The sequence below is a fragment of the Nocardioides koreensis genome, assembly GCF_039531775.1.
Lineage (GTDB): Bacteria > Actinomycetota > Actinomycetes > Propionibacteriales > Nocardioidaceae > Nocardioides > Nocardioides koreensis.
The window spans coordinates 66,568-87,816 of sequence record NZ_BAAAQR010000012.1 but is presented as its reverse complement, the minus strand read 5'-3'; the positions used below and the strand labels follow the sequence as shown (position 1 = coordinate 87,816).

At 71.9% G+C, this 21,249-nt stretch carries 22 protein-coding genes; 10 read left to right on the top strand and 12 right to left on the bottom strand.

The window, feature by feature from the left end:
* Positions 1-139: 139 nt before the first annotated feature.
* Positions 140-2,722 carry an aminopeptidase N gene (gene pepN, locus ABD268_RS17765; RefSeq protein ID WP_344155362.1) on the top strand — a complete coding sequence of 861 codons (2,583 nt, stop codon included), beginning with the start codon at positions 140-142 and terminating at the stop codon, positions 2,720-2,722.
* A 111-nt stretch (positions 2,723-2,833) separates the two neighbouring features.
* Here pepN and ABD268_RS17760 read toward each other — a convergent pair whose 3' ends face one another.
* Positions 2,834-3,226 carry a DUF5130 family protein gene (locus ABD268_RS17760; protein ID WP_344155359.1) on the bottom strand — a complete coding sequence of 131 codons (393 nt, stop codon included), beginning with the start codon at positions 3,224-3,226 and terminating at the stop codon, positions 2,834-2,836.
* Positions 3,204-3,557 carry a hypothetical protein gene (locus tag ABD268_RS17755; RefSeq protein ID WP_344155356.1) on the bottom strand — a complete coding sequence of 118 codons (354 nt, stop codon included), beginning with the start codon at positions 3,555-3,557 and terminating at the stop codon, positions 3,204-3,206. The genes ABD268_RS17760 and ABD268_RS17755 overlap by 23 nt, the downstream gene beginning before the upstream one ends.
* A 114-nt stretch (positions 3,558-3,671) precedes the next feature.
* On the opposite strand from ABD268_RS17755, the gene ABD268_RS17750 reads away from it, so the two are divergent.
* A complete protein-coding gene (locus ABD268_RS17750) occupies positions 3,672-4,709 on the top strand; it encodes a mechanosensitive ion channel family protein (RefSeq protein ID WP_344155353.1) in 1,038 nt (345 codons plus the stop codon).
* Between the two features lie 75 nt (positions 4,710-4,784).
* Here the strand turns inward: ABD268_RS17750 and ABD268_RS17745 are convergent, their stop codons facing one another.
* Positions 4,785-5,210, bottom strand: a complete 426-nt coding sequence (locus ABD268_RS17745; RefSeq protein ID WP_344155350.1) for an OsmC family peroxiredoxin — start codon at positions 5,208-5,210, stop codon at positions 4,785-4,787.
* Between the two features lie 89 nt (positions 5,211-5,299).
* Here ABD268_RS17745 and ABD268_RS17740 point away from each other — a divergent pair, with 89 nt between their 5' ends.
* The 4 genes from ABD268_RS17740 to ABD268_RS17725 all read left to right on the top strand — a co-directional run bounded on the left by ABD268_RS17740 (position 5,300) and on the right by ABD268_RS17725 (position 7,671).
* On the top strand, positions 5,300-5,674 hold the full coding sequence (locus tag ABD268_RS17740) for a globin (RefSeq protein WP_344155347.1): 375 nt from the start codon (positions 5,300-5,302) through the stop codon (positions 5,672-5,674).
* Positions 5,675-5,805: 131 nt separating this feature from the next.
* Positions 5,806-6,360 (top strand): hypothetical protein, encoded by a 555-nt coding sequence (locus tag ABD268_RS17735; protein WP_344155344.1) that lies wholly within the window; start codon positions 5,806-5,808, stop codon positions 6,358-6,360.
* An 85-nt stretch (positions 6,361-6,445) separates the two neighbouring features.
* Positions 6,446-7,120: a hypothetical protein gene (locus ABD268_RS17730; RefSeq protein ID WP_344155341.1), complete on the top strand. Its 675-nt coding sequence runs from the start codon at positions 6,446-6,448 to the stop codon at positions 7,118-7,120.
* Positions 7,117-7,671: an RNA polymerase sigma factor gene (locus ABD268_RS17725; RefSeq protein ID WP_344155338.1), complete on the top strand. Its 555-nt coding sequence runs from the start codon at positions 7,117-7,119 to the stop codon at positions 7,669-7,671. Before ABD268_RS17730 ends, ABD268_RS17725 begins: the two co-directional genes overlap by 4 nt.
* Here the strand turns inward: ABD268_RS17725 and ABD268_RS17720 are convergent.
* Positions 7,638-8,507, bottom strand: a complete 870-nt coding sequence (locus ABD268_RS17720) for an acyl-CoA thioesterase (RefSeq protein WP_344155335.1) — start codon at positions 8,505-8,507, stop codon at positions 7,638-7,640. The two genes, ABD268_RS17725 and ABD268_RS17720, sit on opposite strands and share 34 nt — an antisense overlap.
* A 41-nt stretch (positions 8,508-8,548) precedes the next feature.
* A complete protein-coding gene (locus ABD268_RS17715; RefSeq protein WP_344155333.1) occupies positions 8,549-8,734 on the bottom strand; it encodes a hypothetical protein in 186 nt (61 codons plus the stop codon).
* A 119-nt stretch (positions 8,735-8,853) separates the two neighbouring features.
* Between ABD268_RS17715 and ABD268_RS17710 the strand changes: the two genes are divergently transcribed.
* The 3 genes from ABD268_RS17710 (at position 8,854) to ABD268_RS17700 (ending at position 11,299) form a co-directional block, all read left to right on the top strand.
* Positions 8,854-9,462, top strand: a complete 609-nt coding sequence (locus ABD268_RS17710) for a TetR/AcrR family transcriptional regulator (RefSeq protein ID WP_344155330.1) — start codon at positions 8,854-8,856, stop codon at positions 9,460-9,462.
* Positions 9,463-9,543: 81 nt separating this feature from the next.
* Positions 9,544-10,761, top strand: a complete 1,218-nt coding sequence (locus ABD268_RS17705; RefSeq protein ID WP_344155327.1) for an acetyl-CoA C-acetyltransferase — start codon at positions 9,544-9,546, stop codon at positions 10,759-10,761.
* Between the two features lie 49 nt (positions 10,762-10,810).
* Positions 10,811-11,299 carry a MarR family winged helix-turn-helix transcriptional regulator gene (locus ABD268_RS17700; protein WP_344155324.1) on the top strand — a complete coding sequence of 163 codons (489 nt, stop codon included), beginning with the start codon at positions 10,811-10,813 and terminating at the stop codon, positions 11,297-11,299.
* 146 nt (positions 11,300-11,445) lie between these two features.
* Here ABD268_RS17700 and ettA read toward each other — a convergent pair whose 3' ends face one another.
* The 5 genes from ettA to ABD268_RS17675 all read right to left on the bottom strand — a co-directional run bounded on the left by ettA (position 11,446) and on the right by ABD268_RS17675 (position 18,373).
* A complete protein-coding gene (gene ettA, locus ABD268_RS17695) occupies positions 11,446-13,128 on the bottom strand; it encodes an energy-dependent translational throttle protein EttA (RefSeq protein ID WP_344155321.1) in 1,683 nt (560 codons plus the stop codon).
* 93 nt (positions 13,129-13,221) lie between these two features.
* Positions 13,222-13,644 carry a single-stranded DNA-binding protein gene (locus tag ABD268_RS17690; protein ID WP_344155318.1) on the bottom strand — a complete coding sequence of 141 codons (423 nt, stop codon included), beginning with the start codon at positions 13,642-13,644 and terminating at the stop codon, positions 13,222-13,224.
* A 136-nt stretch (positions 13,645-13,780) separates the two neighbouring features.
* A complete protein-coding gene (locus tag ABD268_RS17685) occupies positions 13,781-15,442 on the bottom strand; it encodes a GTPase (RefSeq protein ID WP_344155315.1) in 1,662 nt (553 codons plus the stop codon).
* Positions 15,443-15,497: 55 nt separating this feature from the next.
* Positions 15,498-17,255, bottom strand: coding sequence for a dynamin family protein (locus ABD268_RS17680; RefSeq protein ID WP_344155312.1), 1,758 nt, complete (start codon positions 17,253-17,255; stop codon positions 15,498-15,500).
* Positions 17,252-18,373 carry a PrsW family intramembrane metalloprotease gene (locus ABD268_RS17675; RefSeq protein WP_344155309.1) on the bottom strand — a complete coding sequence of 374 codons (1,122 nt, stop codon included), beginning with the start codon at positions 18,371-18,373 and terminating at the stop codon, positions 17,252-17,254. Before ABD268_RS17675 ends, ABD268_RS17680 begins: the two co-directional genes overlap by 4 nt.
* Positions 18,374-18,431: 58 nt before the next feature.
* Between ABD268_RS17675 and ABD268_RS17670 the strand changes: the two genes are divergently transcribed.
* On the top strand, positions 18,432-19,853 hold the full coding sequence (locus ABD268_RS17670; protein ID WP_344155306.1) for an aminopeptidase P family protein: 1,422 nt from the start codon (positions 18,432-18,434) through the stop codon (positions 19,851-19,853).
* Positions 19,854-19,860: 7 nt separating this feature from the next.
* Here ABD268_RS17670 and ABD268_RS17665 read toward each other — a convergent pair whose 3' ends face one another.
* Positions 19,861-20,610 (bottom strand): helix-turn-helix transcriptional regulator, encoded by a 750-nt coding sequence (locus ABD268_RS17665; RefSeq protein ID WP_344155303.1) that lies wholly within the window; start codon positions 20,608-20,610, stop codon positions 19,861-19,863.
* Positions 20,611-20,623: 13 nt separating this feature from the next.
* Positions 20,624-21,136, bottom strand: coding sequence for a helix-turn-helix domain-containing protein (locus tag ABD268_RS17660; protein WP_344155300.1), 513 nt, complete (start codon positions 21,134-21,136; stop codon positions 20,624-20,626).
* Between the last annotated feature and the right edge of the window lie 113 nt (positions 21,137-21,249).

Genomic DNA, 21,249 nt, shown 5'->3' with positions numbered 1-21,249 from the left:
GTGGGGCCCGGTCGATTCCCCAGATCGGGGGGTGCCGATCGCCGGGACATGGCCCGGACGGGCCAGTCCGGCCCCCGCCGGACTGTGACGGGACTAACCCCTTCGCGCCCGCGCGTGGGGCTCTGAGAGGATGCGAAACATGCCTGGAACCAACCTCACCCGGGACGAGGCCGCCACCCGCGCCGCCCTCCTGGACGTCACGTCGTACTCCATCGACCTGGATCTCACGACCGGCGCTGCACCCGATTCTCCGGGGACCTTCGGATCGACCACCACCATCCGGTTCACCTGCAGCGAGCCCGGCGCGGAGACGTTCGCGGACCTGGTCGATGCCACCATCCACGAGATCACGCTGAACGGCGAGCCGGTCGACCCCGCCACGGCGTACGTCGACAACCGGATCGCGCTGTCCGGCCTGGCCGCCGACAACGAGCTGGTCGTGAAGGCCGACTGCACCTACTCCCGCACCGGTGAGGGCTTGCACCGCTTCGTCGACCCGGCCGACGACCGCGTCTACCTGTACTCGCAGTTCGAGGTGCCGGACGCCCGCCGCGTCTACACCACCTTCGAGCAGCCCGACCTCAAGGCGCCGTTCACCTTCCGGGTGACCGCGCCGAGCCACTGGAAGGTCGTCTCCAACGCGCCCACGCCCACGCCTGAGGAGATCGGCGGCGGCACGGCCGTCTGGAGCTTCCCCGCGACCAAGCCGATGTCGACGTACATCACCGCCCTCGTGGCCGGCGAGTACCACGAGGTGCTCGACACCTACGAGGGCAGGCACGGCGACATCCCGCTGGGCCACTACTGCCGCCAGTCCCTGGTGGAGCACATGGACACCGAGGAGCTGGTCAAGCTCACCCGCCAGGGCTTCGCGTTCTTCGAGGAGCTCTTCGACTACCCCTACCCGTTCGGCAAGTACGACCAGCTCTACGTGCCTGAGTACAACATGGGCGCGATGGAGAACGCCGGCTGCGTGACCCTGCGCGACGAGTACCTCCCCCGCAGCCGCCAGGACCGCTCGTTCTACGAGTTCCGCGCCGAGGTGATCCTCCACGAGATGGCGCACATGTGGTTCGGCGACCTGGTCACCATGAGGTGGTGGGACGACCTCTGGCTCAACGAGTCCTTCGCCGAGTGGGCGTGCTACCACGCAGCCGTCGAGGCGACCGAGTTCGAGGAGTCCTGGACCGGCTTCACCAACGCGCGCAAGAACTGGGCCTACCGCCAGGACCAGCTGCCCAGCACGCACCCGATCGCGGCCGACAACGTCGACCTGCGGGCCGTCGAGGTCAACTTCGACGGCATCACCTACGCCAAGGGCGCCTCGGTGCTCAAGCAGCTGGTGGCCTGGGTCGGCCTCGACAACTTCGTCGAGGGCATCCGCGGCTACTTCAAGGACTTCGAGTACTCCAACTCCGAGTTCAGCGACCTGCTCGCGGCCCTCGAGAAGGCCTCCGGCCGCGAGCTCGACTCGTGGGCACGGGAGTGGCTGCAGACCTCGGGCGTCAACACCCTGGCGCCTGAGTTCGAGCTGGCCGCCGACGGCACCTACACGTCGTTCTCGGTCCGCCAGAGCGCTCACCCCGACCACCCGACCCTGCGCCGGCACCGCCTCGGCATCGGTCTCTACGACGCTGTGCCCGACTCCGGGGGGAACGGGCGGCTCGTGCGCCGCACCTCGCTGGAGATCGACGTCGACGGCGAGCTGACGGAGGTCGCCGCGCTGGTCGGCCAGAAGCAGCCGGATCTGCTGCTGCTCAACGAGGGCGACCTGGCCTACGCCAAGATCCGCCTCGACGAGCGGTCGCTGGAGACGGTCGTCGCCGGCCTGGGCACGCTCGAGGACTCCCTGGCCCGGGCCCTGTGCTGGGGCGCCGCGTGGGACATGACCCGCGACGCCGAGATGAGCGCCACCGACTTCGTGCAGCTGGTGCTCTCCGCGATCGGGGCGGAGACCGACGCGTTCGGCGTGAGCCGGATCCCGTCGTACGGCGCCCAGGCGGTCTCCACCTTCTCCGCGCCCGCGAACCGCGCCGCCCTGAAGGCGACGTGGGAGCAGGGGCTGCGCACGCTGCTCGAGCAGGCCGAGGCGGGCAGCGACCACCAGCTGTCGTTCGTCCGTGCCTACGCCGCGGCCGCCCACGGCGACGAGGCGCTCTCGACGCTCGAGGGCCTGCTCGACGGGTCGGTCAGCTTCGCCGGCCTCGCCGTCGACACCGACCTGCGCTGGACGCTGCTGACCGCGCTGGCGCGCGCCGGCCGCGCCGACGCCGACCGGATCGCGGCCGAGCTGGAGCGGGACAACACGATCTCCGGCCAGGAGCACGCCGCGGCGGCGCGCGCCGCACGCCCGACCGCGGAGGCCAAGGCCGAGGCGTGGGAGGCCGCGATGGTCCGCGACGACATCGCGAACGAGACCCAGCGCAGCATCGTGCTCGCCTTCCAGCAGCACGGGCAGGACGAGGTGCTCGCGCCGTACGTCGAGAAGTACCTCGCCGCCGCCGACACCATGTGGGAGGAGAAGGGAACCCAGCGCGCCTCCACCGCCCTGGAGTACATCTTCCCCCGCCCGCTGGCCGGCCAGGAGCTGCTCGACCGGGTCGACGCCTGGCTCGAGTCCTCCCCCGCCAACCCCGCCGCCAAGCGGTACGTGCACGAGGGCCGGGCCGACGTGGCCCGCGCCCTGGCCGCCCAGGCGAAGGACGCCGAGCAGCGGTCGTGAGCTGACACGTGAATCACGTCGACCCGTCGTCAGCTGACGACGGGTCGACGTGATCTCGTGCCGACGAGCGGAGGGTCGGCGTGCTCGTGCGTCAGGAGGCGACGGATCTAGTCAGGACTCCGTGTGCAGGGTCTGCGGGGCTCGCGCGTGGTCGGCCAGCATCTCGATGCCGCGCTTGAGACCGCCGACCAGGTCGTCCTGCGAGAACCGGCTGCGCATCTCGAGGACGGCCAGCTCCACCTCGGCGTCGCTGAGCGTGCGCCGGACGTAGCCGCCGGTCACGATCTCCAGCGCGCGGCGGGGGACGTCCACCATGATCAGGATGCTGCGGGCCGGTGCGACCAGCGAGTTGTGGAGCTGGGTCGCGAACGCGCGCGGGTCACCCTCCGCGACACCGACGAAGACCGAGAACTCGTAGCGGCACAGGGTCTCCGCCCGACGGATCGCCTCGTCGATCGCGTAGCGCTCGGCGCCGCTGAACTCACCAGCGGCCACTTGCGCCACCAGCCTTCGACTCCTCGGTGTCGGGGCCGGCCAGCTCGGAGGTGCCCTTGCGCGGGCCCCCGAACCACTGGTCCTCGACGGCGGGGGCGCCGGGCTTCACCCGCTCCCCGCGGATCATCGCGGGGACGTAGACCGCGAGCGCGATCAGCACGAACAGGAGCAGCGGGATCCCGGCCAGGATGAGCAGCGCGTGGAGCGCCGACACGTCCTCGGGGGTGCTCCACCCCTCGGGGACGTCCGCGCTGGCGGGTCCCGCCAGGCCGACGACGGCCGCGGAGGCGGCGAGAACGACGGCGGTCCGACGGACGATGGTCTCGCGCATGCTGATCACGTCAGCAGGATATCGGCTCGCCGACGACGCCCTCGGCCGGGATCCGCGTCGAGTGGGTCACACCGGCGTGTGCGATTTCGGGATCACCCCCCGCTCGTGGTCATACTGGGGCGCATGTTTGGGCTCGACACGTCAGGACCGTGCTCGGCGGGAGAGCAGATCTGCCAGGGCGCCATGGACATCACCGGCAACGAGACCGTGGCCCACACCGCCGACGTGCTCATCGGCAAGCCGCTCGCCCTCCTCGGGCTGCTCCTGCTGGGGCTGGTCATCCGCTGGGTGCTGCACAAGCTCGTCGACCGCGTCGTCGCGCGCGCCGAGGGCGGCGTGCTCCCGGCGAACCGGTTCACCCGGCACGGCAAGGCCGCGCCACCGGCGTCGGCGCGGGACATGGTCAACGCGACCCGGCGGGTCCAGCGGGCCAAGACCATGGGCGACCTGCTCAAGAGCATCATCACCGGCATCCTGGTCGCGATCTTCGGCACCATGATGCTCAGCGAGCTCGGCGTCAACATCGCCCCGATCATCGCCAGCGCGGGGATCATCGGCCTGGCCCTCGGCTTCGGCGCCCAGTCCCTGGTCAAGGACTTCCTGTCCGGCATCTTCATGATCCTCGAGGACCAGTACGGCGTCGGCGACGTCGTCGACGTGGGTGAGGCGATCGGCACGATCGAGGCGGTCAGCCTGCGGGTCACCCGCCTGCGCGACCTCAACGGGACGGTCTGGTACGTCCCCAACGGCGAGATCCTCCGGGTCGGCAACATGAGCCAGAACTGGTCCCGCGCGGTGGTCGACGTCGGCGTCGGCTACGGCGAGGACCTCGCGCGCGTCAAGCGCGTGCTCCAGGAAGTGGCCCACGACCTGTGGGAGGACGAGGACTTCAAGGGCGTCGTGATCGAGGAGCCCGAGGTGACCGGGGTCGAGGCGCTCGCACCGGAGTCGATCACCCTCCGGGTGCTGCTCAAGACGGCCCCCATGGAGCAGTGGGGCGTGGCCCGCGAGCTGCGCCAGCGGATCAAGGCCCGCTTCGACCACGAGGGCATCGAGATCCCGCTCCCCCAGCGGGTCATCTGGCACCGCGAGGAGAAGGCGGCCCAGGCCGAGGCCGATGCGGCCCCGCAGCCCCGCTCCGGGGACAGCGCCACCGCCTGAGCACACGTGCACGTGCAGAGAGCCGGGTCCCGCCGCTGCGGGACCCGGCTCTCGTGCGTGTGGGCGAGCGCTAGCTCAGGCGAGTGCGGCGTCCAGGGTGATGGTGGTGCCGGTGAGCGCCTGGCTGACCGGGCAACCCTCCTTGGCGGCCTCGGCCGCCTTGACGAAGTCGTCGTTGCCCATGCCGTCGACGACGCCGCGCACGGTCAGCTTGATCCCGGTGATGCCCGTGCCCGGGGTGAACTCCACGTCGGCGCTGGTCTCCAGCGACGTCGGGGCGGAGCCGGCCTGGGCCAGGCCGTTGGAGAGGGCCATCGAGAAGCACGCGGAGTGCGCGGCCGCGATCAGCTCCTCGGGGCTGGTCTTGCCGTTGGGCTCCTCCGCCCGGCTGGGCCAGGACACGTCGTACGTCCCAATGCCGGAGGACTCCAGGGACACCTTGCCGGCACCCTCGAAGAGACTGCCTTCCCAGCGCGTCGTGGCCTTGCGGGTGGTTGCCATGTCTTCCTCAATTCAACTCGACTGCGGGAACGGGTCGAGTCTTCCACGCCGGTGTCAGGACGGTCGGGGCCGCTCGGCACAATGGGCGCGTGACCACGTTCTACGACGAGATCGGCGGCTTCGAGACCTTTCGGACGATCGTCGCGAAGTTCTACGAGGGCGTCGCCGAGGACGAGGTTCTCCGCCCGCTCTACCCCGAGGAGGACCTCGGCCCGGCGGAGGAGCGCTTTCTGCTGTTCCTGGTGCAGTACTGGGGCGGCCCCACGACGTACTCCGAGAGCCGCGGGCACCCGCGGCTCCGCATGCGCCACGCGCCGTTCGCCGTGACTCCCGAGGCCAAGGAGCACTGGCTGACGCACTTCCGGGCGGGGCTCGACGCCGTCGAGCTCACCCCCGAGCAGGACGCCCGCTTCTGGGACTACGTCACGCACGCGGCCCAGTTCATGGTCAACACCTTCGAGTGACCCAGAAAAAAAGAAAAGAAATTTCCGGACGCGTGTAACGCAGACCACCTGCCGCGACAGGTAACGGGTGACCAACGGCGACGGGGCACACCCACCGCCGGGATCCGTCGAGAGATCGAGGAGACACTCCTGTGCGCAGGATCACCGCAGCTCGGGCCATCGCGGCCGGCGCAACGATTGCCGCTGTCACGTCCTTCGGCGCCGCGTACGCCACCGGCAGCACGACGAACGACGACAGCGCCCCGGCGACCCCGGTCGTGAACAAGAACGGTCACGAGGTCGACGAGCACGCCGCGCAGGGCCAGGCCCGCGCCGCCATCGCCCGTGCACAGCACGAGGGCTCGACGGACGAGTCCACGGAGGACCCCGCCGCGGAGCCCGGCGACGACCAGGGTGACGAGTCCGGCGAGGACACCTCCACCGACGAGCCCTCCACCGGGGACGTCGAGGGCGACGCCGAGGCCGACGAGCAGCCGGGCACGACCCCGGACGACCACTCCGGTGACCACCCCGACGACCACGCGGTCGCCAACGGGGACCACTCGGACGACGGTGACGAGGCCACGCCGGACGACCACGCGGGCGACCACCCGGAGCAGCACAGCACCGATGAGCACGGCACCCAGGGCGACGACGACCCGGGTGACGACACCGACGGCGACGACAGCGGCCCTGACGCCGACTGACCCGACGCCCCCACGAACGACGTCCCGGCGGTAGCATCCCCCCGCGCTACCGCCGGGACGTTGACCCTTTTCACGAGGCCCTTCCATGACTGATCGCCGACACGACGCCCCCGACCTGAGGCTCGACGTCCCGTCGCTCGAACCTGACGACGCGTTCGTGAACCGACTCGCGACGATGGCGGCACTCGCGGCGCCGCCGAGGCCGGCTGCGGTCGCGCGGTCCGCCGCGCGCGGTGGTTGGCGGGTGACGGTGGCCGCCGCCGGGGTGGCCGGCGTGATCGGCGGCGGGGCCTGGCTGGCCGCCGCGGTGACGGGACCAGAGTCCCCGCACCCGCCCAGCCCGCCGGCGACGCACCCACACCGCGGTGACGACACCCCCACCTCCCCCTCGGGGCGCCAGATCCCGCAGCGCCCCGAGACGCCGACCGGGGCCGACGAAGGCACCTCCGAGACGCGCACGGACCGCGGGAGCGCCGCGTCCGACGACTCCGGTCGCACTTCCGAGCGCGGTCACCCCGGGGACCCGGCCTCGCCCCACGGCCACGCCGGCGACCACCCGGGCAACTCCGGCTCGGCCGGTGACCCGCAGGCAGGAGCCTCGGACGGGCAGGGCGGGCACGCCCCCCACGGACACCACTCCCCCGGGCCCGCCGACCAGGAGACCGACGCCCCGAACGGCGACACCGCAGGGAACGGCGACTCGAGCGGCAACGACAACGGCGACCAGGACGCACCCGACGACCAGCCGGCGGGTGGATGAACGACGACGAGTGCGTCGCTCGGGCCAAGGCCGGGGATCCCCAGGCGTGGCGAGAGCTGTACCGGGCGCACGCGGGACGACTGGTCGTCTGGCTCGGCACGCGTCCCAGCGACGACGCCGCCATCTCCTCGGAGGACCTGGCGGCCGAGGCCTGGTTGACCGCCGCGCAGAAGATCCACGAGTTCAGCGGCAGCTCGTCGGACTTCGCGGGCTGGATCTTCGGGATCGCCCGCAACCTGGCCAGCAACTCCATGCGGCGCAGCCGCAGGCGGGGCACCGACCCGACGGCCGAGCCGCCCGAGCGGGAGCGGACGGATGGCCCCGAGCCGGAGCTGGTCGCCCGGGACTGGGTGGCCCACGCGCTGCGCAACCTGCCGCCCCGCGAGCGCGACGTGGTGGCGTGCGTCGACGTGGTCGGCCTCGACGTGGAGAGCACCGCCCGCGCCCTGGGCATCAGCCCGGCTGCGGTGCGGGTGGCGCGGCACCGGGGGCTGCGCCGCCTGCGGGACGTCGAGGGTCAGGCCAGGGCCGTCAGCAGCCGCTCGCGGTAGACCTCGGGCGGTGGCGTGGAGCGCTGCGACTCCTGGTCGAAGAAGACGATCGCGACCCGCGCCTGCGACAGGACGGTGTCCCCGTCGCAGATGACCGACTCGATCGTGGCGGAGCGGCTCCCCACGCGCGAGATCCAGGACCACGCGTCGTACGGCTCGGCGCGGAAGAGGATCGGCACCTTGTAGTCCACGTCGGTCTGGGCGACCACCATGCTGACCTCCGGCGTGCCCTCCGGCAGGTCCCGCCACAACCGTGCGGTCAGCAGGATGCGGGCCTCCTGGAAGTACTCGAAGTACTTCACGTTGTTCACGTGGCCGTAGACGTCGACGTCGGAGAACCGGACGTGCACCGGGTAGTGGCCGAGCGCGTCCTGGCGACCGGCGGCGAGCGGGACACGGGGCGCACGCTCCCAGGGCTCGAGGAACGCCCGCAGGGTCTCGCGCTCGACGTCGTTGAGGCGACGCGGCCGCTCGGTGGCGAACACGTACGGCGTGAGCAGCGTGGTCGCCCGGAGGTAGACCCGGCGCCCGCCCTCGTCCTCGGGATCGTCCTGGAAGATCTCGTAGGCCATCGTGAAGGACGCGGCGCGCACCTCGGTGACCCAGCACTCGATCTTCACCGGACGGAACCGGTAGGACAGCGGCGCCAGGTAGGTCACCTCGTGACGGACGACCACCACCCCCTCCGCGAGCTCACCCGTCCGGGCGGCGGGGCCGTGGGTGCGCAGCATGTCGACCCGCGCCTCCTGGAGGTAGTCGACGTAGACGACGTTGTTGACGTGACCGAGAAGGTCCATGTCGGCCCAGCGCATCGGACACTCGTAGACGTGGCGCACGGCTCGATGCTGCCAGACCCGGCGCCGCGCCGGTCGCCGGGTCAGTGGCTGAGGGACAGCCCCCGGTAGTACGTCCGCACGCTCTGGTGCCGCGCGAGGCGGGTCCGGCGGTTGGTGACGACGAGGCCCGCCACCGCGGCGACGGCGAGCAGGCCGCTGATGGCTGCGAGGACGAAGAAGCCGATCACGAAGGGAACGATGGGGCTGAGGTCGGGAACGAGAGTCATGACAGTCCTTTCTACTTCTGTAGAATTTCTACGCATGTAGAAGGTACGTCGCGCCGCGGTTGTTCCCCAACCGCGCGGGTAGTGTGCCGAGTCACAACCGGCCCGGCAGGAAGGTGCCCATGTCCGTCGACACCGCGGCGACCTCGCTGTCCCCGCGCCGCCGAGAGCTCCTCGACGCGGCGGTCCACGTCGTGGCCGACGACGGCCTCCGGGGGCTGACACACCGGGCGGTGGACCGCCGGGCCGGGCTGCCCGAGGGCAGCTGCTCGGCGTACTTCCGGACCCGGCGCGCCCTCCAGACCAGCCTGGCCGAGTACGTCGCCGCGGCGCTCGCGGCGGACGTCGCCGACCTCGCCGAGCAGCTGCGGGGGCTCTCCGGCGCCGACGACCGTGCGGCCGGGCTGACCGCGCAGCTGTTCCTGCGCTGGCTCGACGAGCGCGAGCTGCTGCTGGCGAAGCTCGAGCTCTCGCTGGAGGCCTCCCGGGACGCCGAGCTGGCCACCGTCCTCACCACGTCCCGCTCGCAGCTCGTCGGCGTCGTCGCGGGCATCATGGTCGCCCAGGGCCGCGACCACGCGACGGAGCGGGCCGAGGCACTGGTGGCCTCGTTCGACGGCATCCTCGTGGCCGCCCTCCCCAAGCCCGACCCGGAGCGCCGGGACTTCCTGTCGGGGTCTCTGCGGCTGCTGATGGCAGCCCTGGGCGCCCCCGCAGGCCCGCCGGCATGACGTGACGAACGCCTCGTCCGGGGTCGACGCACAGCGTCTAGGGTGACGAGCGCAGCAGACCCCTTCCCGAACGGAGTTCCCATGCCCGAGGCAGTCATCGTTTCCGCCGCCCGCTCCCCCATCGGACGCGCGAACAAGGGGTCGCTGAAGGACTTCCGGCCCGATGACCTGGCCGCCCAGATCGTCAGGGCGGCGCTCGACAAGATCCCCGGGCTGGACCCGAACACGGTGGACGACCTGTACCTCGGCTGCGGCCTCCCGGGCGGCGAGTCCGGCAACAACATGGGCCGGGTCGTCAACGTGCTCAACGGCATGGACGACGTCCCTGGCGCCACCGTCACCCGCTACTGCGCGTCGTCGGTGCAGACGACCCGGATGGCCTTCCACGCGATCAGGGCCGGCGAGGGCGACGTCTTCGTGTCGGCGGGCGTCGAGACCGTCTCCCGGTTCGCCAAGGGCACCTCCGACCACTGGCCCGACACCCAGAACCCCCTCTTCGAGGAGGCCAAGGCGCGCACCGCCAAGACCGCCGAGGGCGGCGTCGACTGGCACGACCCGCGCGAGGACGGCCGGCTCCCCGACGCCTACATCGCGATGGGGCAGACCGCCGAGAACGTCGCGCGGCTGCGGGGCCTGAAGCGCGAGGAGCTCGACGAGTTCGGCGTCCGCTCCCAGAACCTGGCCGAGAAGGCCATCGACAACGGCTTCTGGGCCCGCGAGATCACCGCCGTCACGGCTCCGGACGGCACCGTGGTCAGCGCCGACGACGGGCCCCGTGCGGGCGTGACCTACGAGGCGCTCTCCCAGCTCCAGCCCGTGTTCCGGCCCGACGGCGTCGTCACCGCCGGCAACTGCTGCCCGCTCAACGACGGTGCGGCCGCGGTCGTGATCATGTCCGACACCAAGGCGGCCGAGCTCGGCCTCACCCCGCTCGCGCGGATCGTCTCCACGGGCGTCAGCGGCCTGTCCCCCGAGATCATGGGCCTCGGCCCGGTCGAGGCGACGAAGCGCGCGCTGGCCAACGCCGGGATGTCGATCGGCGACATCGACCTCGTGGAGATCAACGAGGCGTTCGCCGCGCAGGTCGTGCCGTCCTACCAGGACCTCGGCATCGACCTCGACCGGCTGAACGTCAACGGCGGCGCCATCGCGGTCGGGCACCCCTTCGGGATGACCGGTGCCCGGCTCCAGAACACGATGCTCAACTCGCTGGACTGGCACGACAAGACCACCGGCCTGATCACGATGTGCGTCGGCGGCGGCCAGGGCATGGCACTGATCCTGGAGCGCCTCGGCTGACACGGGCCGGGCGGCCCGACGAGGGCCTGCCTGTCGTTAGGGTGGGCCCATGACCGAAGCACGCACCGCACGCTGGCTCGACGCGGACCAGCAGCGTTCCTGGCGTGCCCTGGTCATGGGCACCACCCTGCTGTTCGACCGCCTCGACGACGACCTCCGTCGCACCTGCGAGCTCTCGCTGGTGGAGTACGAGATCCTGGTGCGCCTGTCCGAGGCGGACGGGCGGCGGCTGCGGATGGCCCAGCTCGCCGACGCCCTGGCCCACAGCCGGAGCAGGGTCACCCACACGATCGCCCGGATGGAGAAGTCCGGGCTGGTCGAGCGCACGGTCTCCCCCGAGGACGGCCGCGGCGTCCTGGCCGCCATGACCGACAAGGGCTACTCGCTCCTGGTCCGAATCGCCCCGCTGCACGTCAACGGCGTCCGCGCCCACCTCGTCGACCTGGTCTCCCCCGACGACTTCGCAGCCCTCGGCCGGGTGATGGACGCCGTCTGCGACCACCTGGTAGCCGCCCACCCGGAGATGGAGATCCGCTGACCCGCTCGGCGTAGGGACAACGTCGAGTCGGCGCAAACTCCGGCGCCACAGACGTCGAGTCGGCGCAAAGTCGTGAGTAGGCGCTCACGACTTTGCGCCGACTCGAGCCGATCTGCGCGCGAGCTTGCGCCGACTCGACCCCTGGTTCAGTCGCGAGTGAGCCGGCGGTGCGTGACGCGGTGCGGCCGGGCCGCCTCGGCGCCGAGCCGCTCGATCTTGTTCTCCTCGTAGGCGGCGAAGTTGCCCTCGAACCAGAACCACTTGGCGTCGTCCTCGTCGTCGCCCTCCCAGGCGAGGATGTGGGTGGCGACGCGGTCGAGGAACCACCGGTCGTGCGAGGTGACCACGGCGCATCCCGGGAACTCCAGGAGCGCGTCCTCCAGGGAGGAGAGGGTCTCGACGTCCAGGTCGTTGGTGGGCTCGTCGAGCAGCAGCATGTTGCCGCCCATCTTCAGCGTGAGCGCGAGGTTGAGGCGGTTGCGCTCACCACCCGACAGAACACCGGCCTTCTTCTGCTGGTCGGGACCCTTGAAGCCGAACGACGCGACGTAGGCGCGCGAGTTCATCTCGAAGTTCGCGACCTTGATGAAGTCGAGCCCGTCGGAGACGACCTCCCAGACGTTCTTGTTGGCGTCGATGCCGCCGCGGCTCTGGTCGACGTAGGAGATCTTGACCGTCTGGCCGACCTTGAGCTCGCCACCGTCCGGCTGCTCCTGGTCGGTGATCATCCGGAACAGCGTGGTCTTGCCGACGCCGTTGGGGCCGATCACGCCGACGATGCCCGCACGGGGCAGGGTGAACGACAGGTCGTGCATGAGGATGCGGTCCCCGAACCCCTTGGTCAGGTCGTGCACCTCGAGCACGATGTCGCCCAGGCGAGGACCTGCGGGGATGTTGATCTCCGAGGTGTCGATCTTGCGCATCCGGTCGGCCTCGGCCGCCATCTCCTCGTAGCGGGCCAGTCGCGACTTGCTCTTCGCCTGCCGGGCCTTCGGGTTCGAGCGCACCCACTCGAGCTCGCGCTCGAGCATCTTGGCGCGCTTGGCGTCCTTCTGGCCCTCGATCTTGAGGCGGTCCTTCTTGGTCTCGAGGTAGGTCGAGTAGTTGCCCTCGTAGGGGTGGGCCTGGCCGCGGTCGAGCTCGAGGATCCAGGAGGCCACGTTGTCGAGGAAGTACCGGTCGTGGGTCACGGCCAGGACGGCACCCGGGTACGACGCGAGGTGGCCCTCGAGCCACTGCACCGACTCGGCGTCCAGGTGGTTGGTGGGCTCGTCCAGGAGCAGCAGGTCGGGCTGCTGGAGGAGCAGCTTGCACAGGGCGACGCGGCGTCGCTCACCACCCGAGAGGTTGTCGACCAGCGACTCCGGCGGCGGGCAGCGCAGCGCGTCCATGGCCTGGTCGAGCCGGCTGTCCAGGTCCCAGGCGTTGGCGTGGTCCAGGTCGGTCTGCAGGTCGCCCATCTCGGCGAGGAGCTTGTCGTAGTCGGCGTCCGGGTCGGCCAGCTCCTCGGAGATCTTGTTGAACCGGTCGAGCTTGCCCTTGATCGTGCCGACGGCCTCCTCGACGTTCTCCAGGACCGTCCTGCCCTCGGTCAGCGGCGGTTCCTGCTGGAGCATGCCGACGGTGGCCTCGGGGTCGAGGATCGCGTCGCCGTTGTTGGCGTGCTCGAGCCCCGCCATGATCTTCAGCAGCGTGGACTTGCCGGTGCCGTTGGGGCCGACGACGCCGATCTTCGCGCCGTGCAGGAACGACAGCGTCACGTTGTCGAGAACGACCTTGTCGCCGTGGGCCTTGCGCACGTTGCGAAGGGTGAACACATATTCCGCCATGGTCCCTGAGCCTACGGGGCACGCGGCGACCGGGCCGATCTGGGGTGACGGCGCAGGCAACCCGGCGCCGCCCCCTCCGCGGTCGGGGTGCGGCTACGCGGCCGCCTCTTCCTGCACGGCGTCCCGGTCGGGCACGGACTGGCCGGCCGAGCCGGCACCAGCGGTGCGGGTGAACTGGCTGGTGCCCCTCGCCAGGTCGTGGCCGACGAGCACCGCCTCGACCTCGAAGGAGGTCACCTCGATGCCGGCCTTGTTGGTCCAGGTCTGGGCGTTGAGCCGACCGTGGACCACGACCGGGTCGCCGCGGTGCAGGGACCGGTCGCAGTTCTCGGCCAGGCCGCGCCAGGCGTTCACCGTGTACCACTGGGTGTCGGCGTCGACCCACTCCTCGGTCTTGCGCTGGTAGCGCCGGGGCGTGCAGGCCACCCGGAAGCTGGCCACGGTCGCGTCGCCCGCCTGGCGGACGCTCACGTCGCTGCCGAGCCACCCCTGCAGGGTCACCATCGTCTCGTTCATCGGTCTCGCTCCTTCGTCTCGAGGGTCGATCGGTGTGATCGGGACGAGACTTCGCGAGAGCACGGACAACGAGGAGCCCGGACCCGGCTCCCTGTGGACGGAGGCGTCCGCGGACCCTCCTGTGGAGGCTCGGTGGCTACTTGAGCGTCTTGGCCAGGCCGGAGCGGACGGCGGTGTACGCCACCAGCTCGGCCTCGACCGGCGCCACCACGAGCTCGGTGGCGACGGTGTGCACCGCGTCCCGCAGCCGGCGGTCGGCCACCCGGGCCCGGCGGCGGGCCGTCGCGGACACCAGGAACCGGCAGACCAGGGCGAGCAGCACTCCCACGACGATGCCTGCGACCAGCAGCAGGGTGGGGACCGGGATCCCGGCGGTGCGCGGCGTGGCGGGCTCGGGGAGCTGCAGGAACGCCGCGCCGGCGAGCGCCAGCAGCCAGAGGCCCCCGACCAGGGCTGCGGCGAGCAGCAGCCACTGGAGCACCCGGACCGCGCCGGCCCACACCGGGGTCCTGGTGGCCCCGAGGTCGGTCTCGCCCAGCGCCTGGTCGAGGCGGTCCCCGACCTCGGGCAGGCGGGCGACCGAGGCACGGCGTACGGACTCGACCCAGGGACGGGCCAGGCCGGAGGAGACGTCGTCGGCGAGCGCGCGGACCTCGGAGTCGACCCGGGCCCGCTGCACCTGGGTCGCCTCGGGCACCGAGGTGCGGGCGCGGCCGGTGAGCTGGCGGCCCTCGGCACCGAGGTCGAGGTGCAGGCGCTTGAGCGGGTCGGGCTTGAGCCGCGAGAACCAGGCGGTGATCGGCCACCCGGTCGCGCGCCCCGCCCGCATCCGGGTCGAGCGCTCGACGGCGTCCACGACCGTCGGCACGCCGGCGGCCTCGGCGAGCGCCTCCTCGAGCGCGGCCACGCGCTCGTCGGAGAGGGCCCGCGTCTTCGCCTGGCCGCACGCCTCGTCGAGGCGGGACGCGGCGGCCCGCAGGTCGGCCTCGAGCCGCGCCCGGGTCATCTTCTTCGCCGAGACCCGGTCGGCGATCTGGCTGCGCAGCTCGGCGATGCCGACGCCGTGACGGGCGCTCACCGGGATCACCGGCACCTCGGGGAGCCCGTCCTCGGCCAGCAGCCGGCGGACGTCGTCGACCATGGCCTGGCGCCGCTGCTCGGGCACGGTGTCGATGTGGTTGAGCACGACGAGCATCACGCCCTGGTGCGTCGCCAGCGGCGCGAGGTAGCGGTCGTGGACCGCGGCGTCGGCGTACTTCTGGGGGTCGAGGACCCAGATCAGCAGGTCGGCCAGCTGCACCAGCCGGTCGACCTCGAGGTGGTGGGACACCTCGGTGGAGTCGTGGTCGGGCAGGTCGAGGAGGACGACGCCCTCGAGCTCGTGGTCGTTGCCCCGGCGGCCGCTGTCGAGCATGGAGTCCCGGGTGGTCTGGTGCCGGGAGGGGATGCCGAGCCACTCGAGCAGCTCGTCGGCGCCCTCGCGCCCCCAGACGCAGGCGCTCGCCCAGGACGTCGTGGGGCGCCGGACCCCGACGGCCGAGAGCTCCAGCCCGGTCAGCGCGTTGAACGTCGAGGACTTGCCCGACCCGGTCGCGCCCGCGATCGCGACCACCGTGTGGTCGGCGGAGAGCCGGAGCCGCCCGGACGCACGCTCCACCACGGCCCGGGCGTCGTTCACGAGGTCGTCCTCGAGCCGTCCCCGCGCCGCGTCGGTGGCCGCGTCGAGGCCCTCGATGCGCGCCCCGATGTCGGAGCCTCGGGTGACGAGCTTCTTGGCGCCCTCCAGCAACGACGTCATCTTCTCCCTCGACCGCGGATCGGTGGTGCTGGGGCAACCCTAGGGCGTTGCCGCGTCACGACGGGGAGCCGGTCGGACGCTGGGCGAACCGCAGGTCGTCGACGCGACGCGACGCCACCCGCAGGCGCTCCGCTGCGTCGGTGTCGATCTCGAGACTGTCGAGGAGGTCGGTGTAGCGGGCTCGCTCGGTCTCGAGCAGGGCACGCACCCGCTCCTCGAGGCTCCGGCGCGACCGCTCGGTGAGGCTGCGCACCGCCTGGTCGCCGAACACCGCCTCGAGGAGCTTCTGGCCGAGCACGGCGGAGCCGCCCGCGATGCCCACCTCGGCACCCGTCAGGCCTGCGGTGTGCGCGAACACCACGACCATCAGTGCCACCGACAGGCCGTTGACGCCGTAGGCCAGGAAGCGTGCGGTGCCGCGCTTGTCGGCGCCCTCGCTCCGCACCATGTCCAGGACGTCGTGCTGCCAGTCCCGCACCGAGCGCTCGGAACGACGCCGCAGGTCGCGCGAGGCGCGGCCGAGGTCCTCGCCCGCCTCGGCGAGCAGGGCCTTGCCGGACTCCAGGGACTGCCACGAGCCGGCCGCGCGCTCGGCGGCCGCCTCGGCGTGCTCGAGGATGAGCGTCTCGAGGCCGGACTCGACGGCGACGGTGACACGCTCGGCCTGCTGGGGCTTGCCCTTCACCGCGGTCACGATCCGGTCGCGCAGCCAGCCGACCCGGTTCTCCAGCGACTTCAGCAGCTCGCCGGTGCCGACGAACTCCTGCCAGCGGGCGAGCACCTCGCCGCGCAGCAGCGTGCCGTCGGCGGACGCGGTCGTCACCGCCGCGATCGCCTGGTCGTACGCCGCGTCGGCGTCCTCGCGCAGCCGGGTCACCGTGGCCACCTGCTCGGCGGCCGCGTCGGCGACGGCGTGGCTGCGGCGGGTGAGGGTGCGGATGGCGCCGTCCAAAGTCTGCTTGACCACGGCGCCCCGCGCCTCGGAGTCCTCGGCCAGCGACTGGAGCCAGCCGCGGATGTCGGCGACGGCCGCCGCGTCCAGGAGCCCCTCGTCGGAGACCGGGCCCTCGTTGACGGTGAACAGCGGGGAGTCCTTGAGCCCCCGGCTGGCGAGCATGCGGGCGAGGTGGGTGGCCACGGTCTGCACCGCCTCGGGCGGGGTGCGGTCGAGCACGATGGCCACGGCCGTCGAGCGCTCGGCCGCCTGGCGCAGGAAGTCCCACGGGACCTGGTCGGCGTACCTCGCGGCCGAGGTCACGAACAGCCACAGGTCGCCCGCCGCCAGCAGCTGGGCGGCCAGGGTCCGGTTCCGCTCCTCGACCGAGTCGATGTCGGGCGCGTCGAGGATCGCCAGCCCGGCGGGCACCGTGTCGGAGGCGACCAGCTGCAGGGCCTCGGGGTCGGTGGTGGCATGCGCGACCCGCTCGAGGTCGGGGAGCAGCCGGTCCTGGCCGAACCAGACCGCGTCGTCGGGGTGGTGGACCAGCACCGGGGACCGGGTGGTGGGCCGCAGCACGCCGGGCTCGGTGACCCGGTGGCCGACCAGGGAGTTCACCAGCGTCGACTTGCCGGCACCCGTGGACCCGCCGACCACCGCCAGCAGCGGGGCGTCGATGGTCATCAGCCGCGGCAGCACGTAGTCCTCGAGCTGGTCGACCATCTCCTGCCGGGCCGTGCGCTGCTCGTCGACGCCGGGGATGTCCAGCGGCAGCGCGGCGGCCTGCAGCGAGCCGCGCAGGCGCACCAGCGAGGTCACCATCTGGGTGTTGTCGGGCTGGGTCTCGGCCGAGCCCGGGGTCGACTGCGGGGTCATCGGGTGGGTACCACCTGTCCGGGGAAGGCGATCGAGGGGCGGACGGCGCCGATGCGGGCGACGTACTCCTGGCCGCGCGCGGCGAAGTCCGGCGGCGGGGTGCCGCGCAGGAAGCGATAGTGGAGGAAGCCGAGCTCGACGACGGCCTGCTGGTAGTCGCGCATGGCCCGCTCGCCGGCCTTGCCGGCGTGCTGACGGGCGTAGGCCCGGCTGCGGCGGCGGGCGCCCAGGTCGACCACCCAGCCGATGTCGGTGGCCGGGATCAGCCCGCGCCCGGCCGCGTCGGCCAGCGCCGCGGTGAGCATCCGGCGCTCGGAGCGCCGGGACCAGATCGCGAGGCACGCGATCGCGACCAGCGCGGGCGCCATCAGCAGCAGGTAGACACCCACGAAGCCGTGGACGCCGTAGACGCTCGAGGTGTTCCAGGTCGCGTGGGCGAGGACCGCGCAGGCGAACCCGGCCAGGGGCGCCAGGAACCGGACCGCTCCGCTGCGCGCGCCCACGGCGATCCCGACACCGATGCCGGTGAACGCGGTGAACAGGGGGTGCGCGAACGGGCTGATGAGGCAGCGCAGCACGAAGGTCCCGGTCAGGGCCTCGGAGCCGCCGGGACCCATGCCGTCGGTGCCGTTGTAGGCCGCGGCGAGGTAGAGGATGTTCTCGGTGAACGCGAAGCCCACACCGACCATGCCGGCGTAGACGATGCCGTCGAGGATCCCGTCGAGCTCCGCGCGTCGCCACCACAGCAGCAGGATCAGGAACAGGCCCTTGCTCGCCTCCTCGCTGACCGGGGCGACGATCTCGAGGCTCTGCCGGTCGGTGAACCCGGCGACGAAGCCGCCGATGCCCTGGATCAGCAGCGCGGCCGCGGTCGCGACGAAGCCGCCCCACAGCAGGCCGAGGGCCAGCAGCCGCTTGGGCTCCGGCTCGTACCTGTCCAGCCACAGGTAGCAGCCCACCAGCGGGCCCACCGGGAGGGCGGCCAGGACGGTCGCGAGGAGCAGCGATCCGGGGCCGCCGGAGAGGGCGATCACGAGCAGCATCAGCGCGGCCCCGAGGCATACCAGCACGGTCACCACGACCGTGAAGGCGATGCTGTCTCGACGGGCCCCGGGCATGGCCCGAAGCCTATCCGGAGTGGCCGACGCCACTGTCTCCCGGCGTACCATGGCCGGCGTGACCGAGCAGACGACCTCCGAGACCACCGAGCCCAGGACCGAGTCCCACGACCCGAAGGTCCCCGCCGCATGGGCGCAGTTCATGCGCACCGGCTGGGGCGACCGCGAGCTCGACCTCCCGCGGCACCCGATCGCGGACCACGCCGCCCGCCGCCGCGCGCAGCTGGCCGAGGCGTTCCCGGGTGAGCGCCTGGTGCTGCCGGCCGGCACCTACAAGGTCCGGTCCAACGACACCGACTACCGGTTCCGGTCCGACACCGGGCACACCTACTTCTCGGGCAACCAGACCAGCGACGCGGTGCTGGTGATCGAGGACGGCGAGGCCACGCTCTACGCCCGGCCGCGCTCGAGCCGCGAGACCGACGAGTTCTTCCGCGACCGCCAGTACGGCGAGCTGTGGGCGGGCCGACGCCCCTCGGCGAGCGAGATCTCGGCGTCCCTGGGGCTGCCGGTGCGCCACGTCGACGAGCTCCCCGCCGCCCTGGCCGGGTCGGGCAAGACCCGGGTGCACCGCGGCGTCTCCGCGCAGGTGGACGGGCTGGTGGCCGCGGACGCGACCCGCGACGAGGAGTTCGCCCGGGTGGTCTCCGAGATGCGGCTGGTCAAGGACGACTGGGAGATCGGCGAGCTCCAGGAGGCCTGTGACATCACCGCGCTCGGCTTCGAGGACTCCGTGCGCGAGTGGGCCGAGGTCCTGAAGTACGGCGAGCGCTGGATCGAGGGCACCTTCTTCCGCCGCGCCCGCGCCATGGGCAACGACATCGGCTACGACTCGATCGTCGGCGGCGGCAAGCACGCCACCACGCTGCACTGGATCGAGAACTCCGGCCCGATCACCCCGGGCGAGCTGGTGCTGCTCGACATGGGCGTCGAGGGGCACAACCTCTACACCGCCGACGTGACGCGCACGCTCCCGGTCGACGGCCGGTTCACCCCCCTGCAGCGCGAGCTCTACGACCTTGTGCACGCGGCGCAGGACGCGGGCATCCAGGCCGTGCGCCCCGGCGTGCCGTTCCTCGCCGCGCACGACGCCGCCATGGCCGTCCTCGCGCACGGCCTCGAGGGCATGGGCCTGCTTCCCGTGTCGGCCGAGGAGGCGCTCGACCCGGAGAGCAAGGTCTACGCGCGCTGGACGCTGCACGGCACCAGCCACATGCTCGGCATGGACGTCCACGACTGCGGCAACGCGTCGGCCGACGTCTACCCGAAGGGCGACCTGGCCGAGGGCATGGTGCTGACCGTGGAGCCCGGCCTGTACTTCCAGGAGGACGACCTGCTGGTGCCTGAGGAGCTGCGCGGCATCGGCATCCGGATCGAGGACGACATCCTCGTCACCGGCGACGGCTTCCGGAACCTCTCGGACTCGCTGCCCCGCACCTCCGCCGACGTCGAGGCCTGGATGGGCGGCCACCGGGGCTGAGTCGGGCCTACGGGCCGGCGTTCCCGTACACCGCGGTCACGGCGGCGGTCCGGCTCGCCACCCCCAACCGCTCGTAGACGTGGTTGAGGTGCGTGCGGACCGTGCCCTCGGAGAGGTCGAGGCGGCGACCGATCTGGTGGTTGGTGAACCCGTCCCGGACCAGGCTCAGCACGGCGAGCTGGCGCCGGGTGAGTCCTGCGGACGGCGGGTGTGCCCGCGCCCAGCGCCGGTAGTGGTCCTGGATGTGCGGGCGCAGCAGCGTGAGGTAGAACCGGTCCCGGTCGGTGAAGTCCGACCCGGTGGTGCGCCAGCCCACCACGCGCAGCTGGTGGGTCGGGCTCAGCCGCAGCGGCGCCATGATCTCCCGGTCGAACGGCGCCGTCTCCCCGGCCCGGCTCAGGCGCCGGATCTCCCGGAGGCTCAGGAAGTCGGACTCCAGTGTCACCGAGTCGAAGTCTCCGGTGCGGTCCGGATAGCTGCACGTCGCCTGCCAGTAGTGCTGCCAGAAGGGGTTCGACAGGGCCTGCTCCGGGGTCTCCGTGTCGGCGCACCGCTCCCCACGCTCGATCCCGTTGATGAACCACACGTGCGCCGGAACGATGCAGTAACCGCCCAGCGAGATGTCGTCGGTGTGCAGCAGCCCGCTCAGCCCCTCCAGCACCGACCAGGGGATCGGCTCCTCGCCCACGTCGCGGAAGCCGTCGACGATCTCTCGCAGGCGCGCGGTCTCCTGCTCGGCCAGCGTGAATCCCACCATGGTTCCTCCTCGGTCAGCCCGCTTCCGCACTGCCGTAGACCGCGGACACGGCGGCGGTCCGGCTGGCCACGCCCAGCCGCTCGTAGACGTGGTTGAGGTGCGTGCGGACGGTCCCCTCGGAGAGGTTCAGCCGACGACCGATCTGGTCGTTGGTGTAGCCGTCCCGCACCAGGTCCAGCACCGCGAGCTGGCGCCGCGTCAGGGGGACGGTCGGCGGGTGCGTCCGCAGCCAGCGCGCGTGGTGGTCGGCGAGGTGCGGGCGCAGCAGCGTGAGGATGAACCGGTCGCGGTCGGTGAGGCCGGAGGCGCTCCCCGACCGCAGCCCGGCCGGGGCGCACAAGCCTGCGACGGACACCGGGTCGGTCTCGAGCACCTCGCACAGCGCCTCGAGGACCGCCGAGGAGATCGGCTCCTCGCCGACCTCCCGACATCGGTCCACGACCGCCTGTATCGCCGCGACGTCCTGCTCGCTCAGGGTGAACCCGCCCACGACTGCCTCCCGCGTCGTCGGTCGAGGCTCCCCCACCTCCCCCAGCGTAGGACGGGCTGGCCCGTCCTGCCTATGCGGAAGCGCGGATTCCGCCGGTGATCCGGCAGTTCTAGCGTCGAAGTGGGCTCACCAGATGCCAGGAGGCAGCC

Excerpts from the sequence above, each read along its gene's own strand:
- pepN (WP_344155362.1), top strand. The coding sequence starts at position 140 with ATGCCTGGAACCAACCTCACCCGGGACGAGGCCGCCACCCGCGCCGCC.
- ABD268_RS17750 (WP_344155353.1), top strand. The coding sequence starts at position 3,672 with ATGTTTGGGCTCGACACGTCAGGACCGTGCTCGGCGGGAGAGCAGATC.
- ABD268_RS17745 (WP_344155350.1), bottom strand. The coding sequence starts at position 5,210 with ATGGCAACCACCCGCAAGGCCACGACGCGCTGGGAAGGCAGTCTCTTC.
- ABD268_RS17730 (WP_344155341.1), top strand. The coding sequence starts at position 6,446 with ATGACTGATCGCCGACACGACGCCCCCGACCTGAGGCTCGACGTCCCG.
- ABD268_RS17725 (WP_344155338.1), top strand. The coding sequence starts at position 7,117 with ATGAACGACGACGAGTGCGTCGCTCGGGCCAAGGCCGGGGATCCCCAG.
- ABD268_RS17715 (WP_344155333.1), bottom strand. The coding sequence starts at position 8,734 with ATGACTCTCGTTCCCGACCTCAGCCCCATCGTTCCCTTCGTGATCGGC.
- ABD268_RS17710 (WP_344155330.1), top strand. The coding sequence starts at position 8,854 with ATGTCCGTCGACACCGCGGCGACCTCGCTGTCCCCGCGCCGCCGAGAG.
- ABD268_RS17705 (WP_344155327.1), top strand. The coding sequence starts at position 9,544 with ATGCCCGAGGCAGTCATCGTTTCCGCCGCCCGCTCCCCCATCGGACGC.
- ABD268_RS17700 (WP_344155324.1), top strand. The coding sequence starts at position 10,811 with ATGACCGAAGCACGCACCGCACGCTGGCTCGACGCGGACCAGCAGCGT.
- ettA (WP_344155321.1), bottom strand. The coding sequence starts at position 13,128 with ATGGCGGAATATGTGTTCACCCTTCGCAACGTGCGCAAGGCCCACGGC.
- ABD268_RS17690 (WP_344155318.1), bottom strand. The coding sequence starts at position 13,644 with ATGAACGAGACGATGGTGACCCTGCAGGGGTGGCTCGGCAGCGACGTG.
- ABD268_RS17685 (WP_344155315.1), bottom strand. The coding sequence starts at position 15,442 with ATGACGTCGTTGCTGGAGGGCGCCAAGAAGCTCGTCACCCGAGGCTCC.
- ABD268_RS17680 (WP_344155312.1), bottom strand. The coding sequence starts at position 17,255 with ATGACCCCGCAGTCGACCCCGGGCTCGGCCGAGACCCAGCCCGACAAC.
- ABD268_RS17675 (WP_344155309.1), bottom strand. The coding sequence starts at position 18,373 with ATGCCCGGGGCCCGTCGAGACAGCATCGCCTTCACGGTCGTGGTGACC.
- ABD268_RS17665 (WP_344155303.1), bottom strand. The coding sequence starts at position 20,610 with ATGGTGGGATTCACGCTGGCCGAGCAGGAGACCGCGCGCCTGCGAGAG.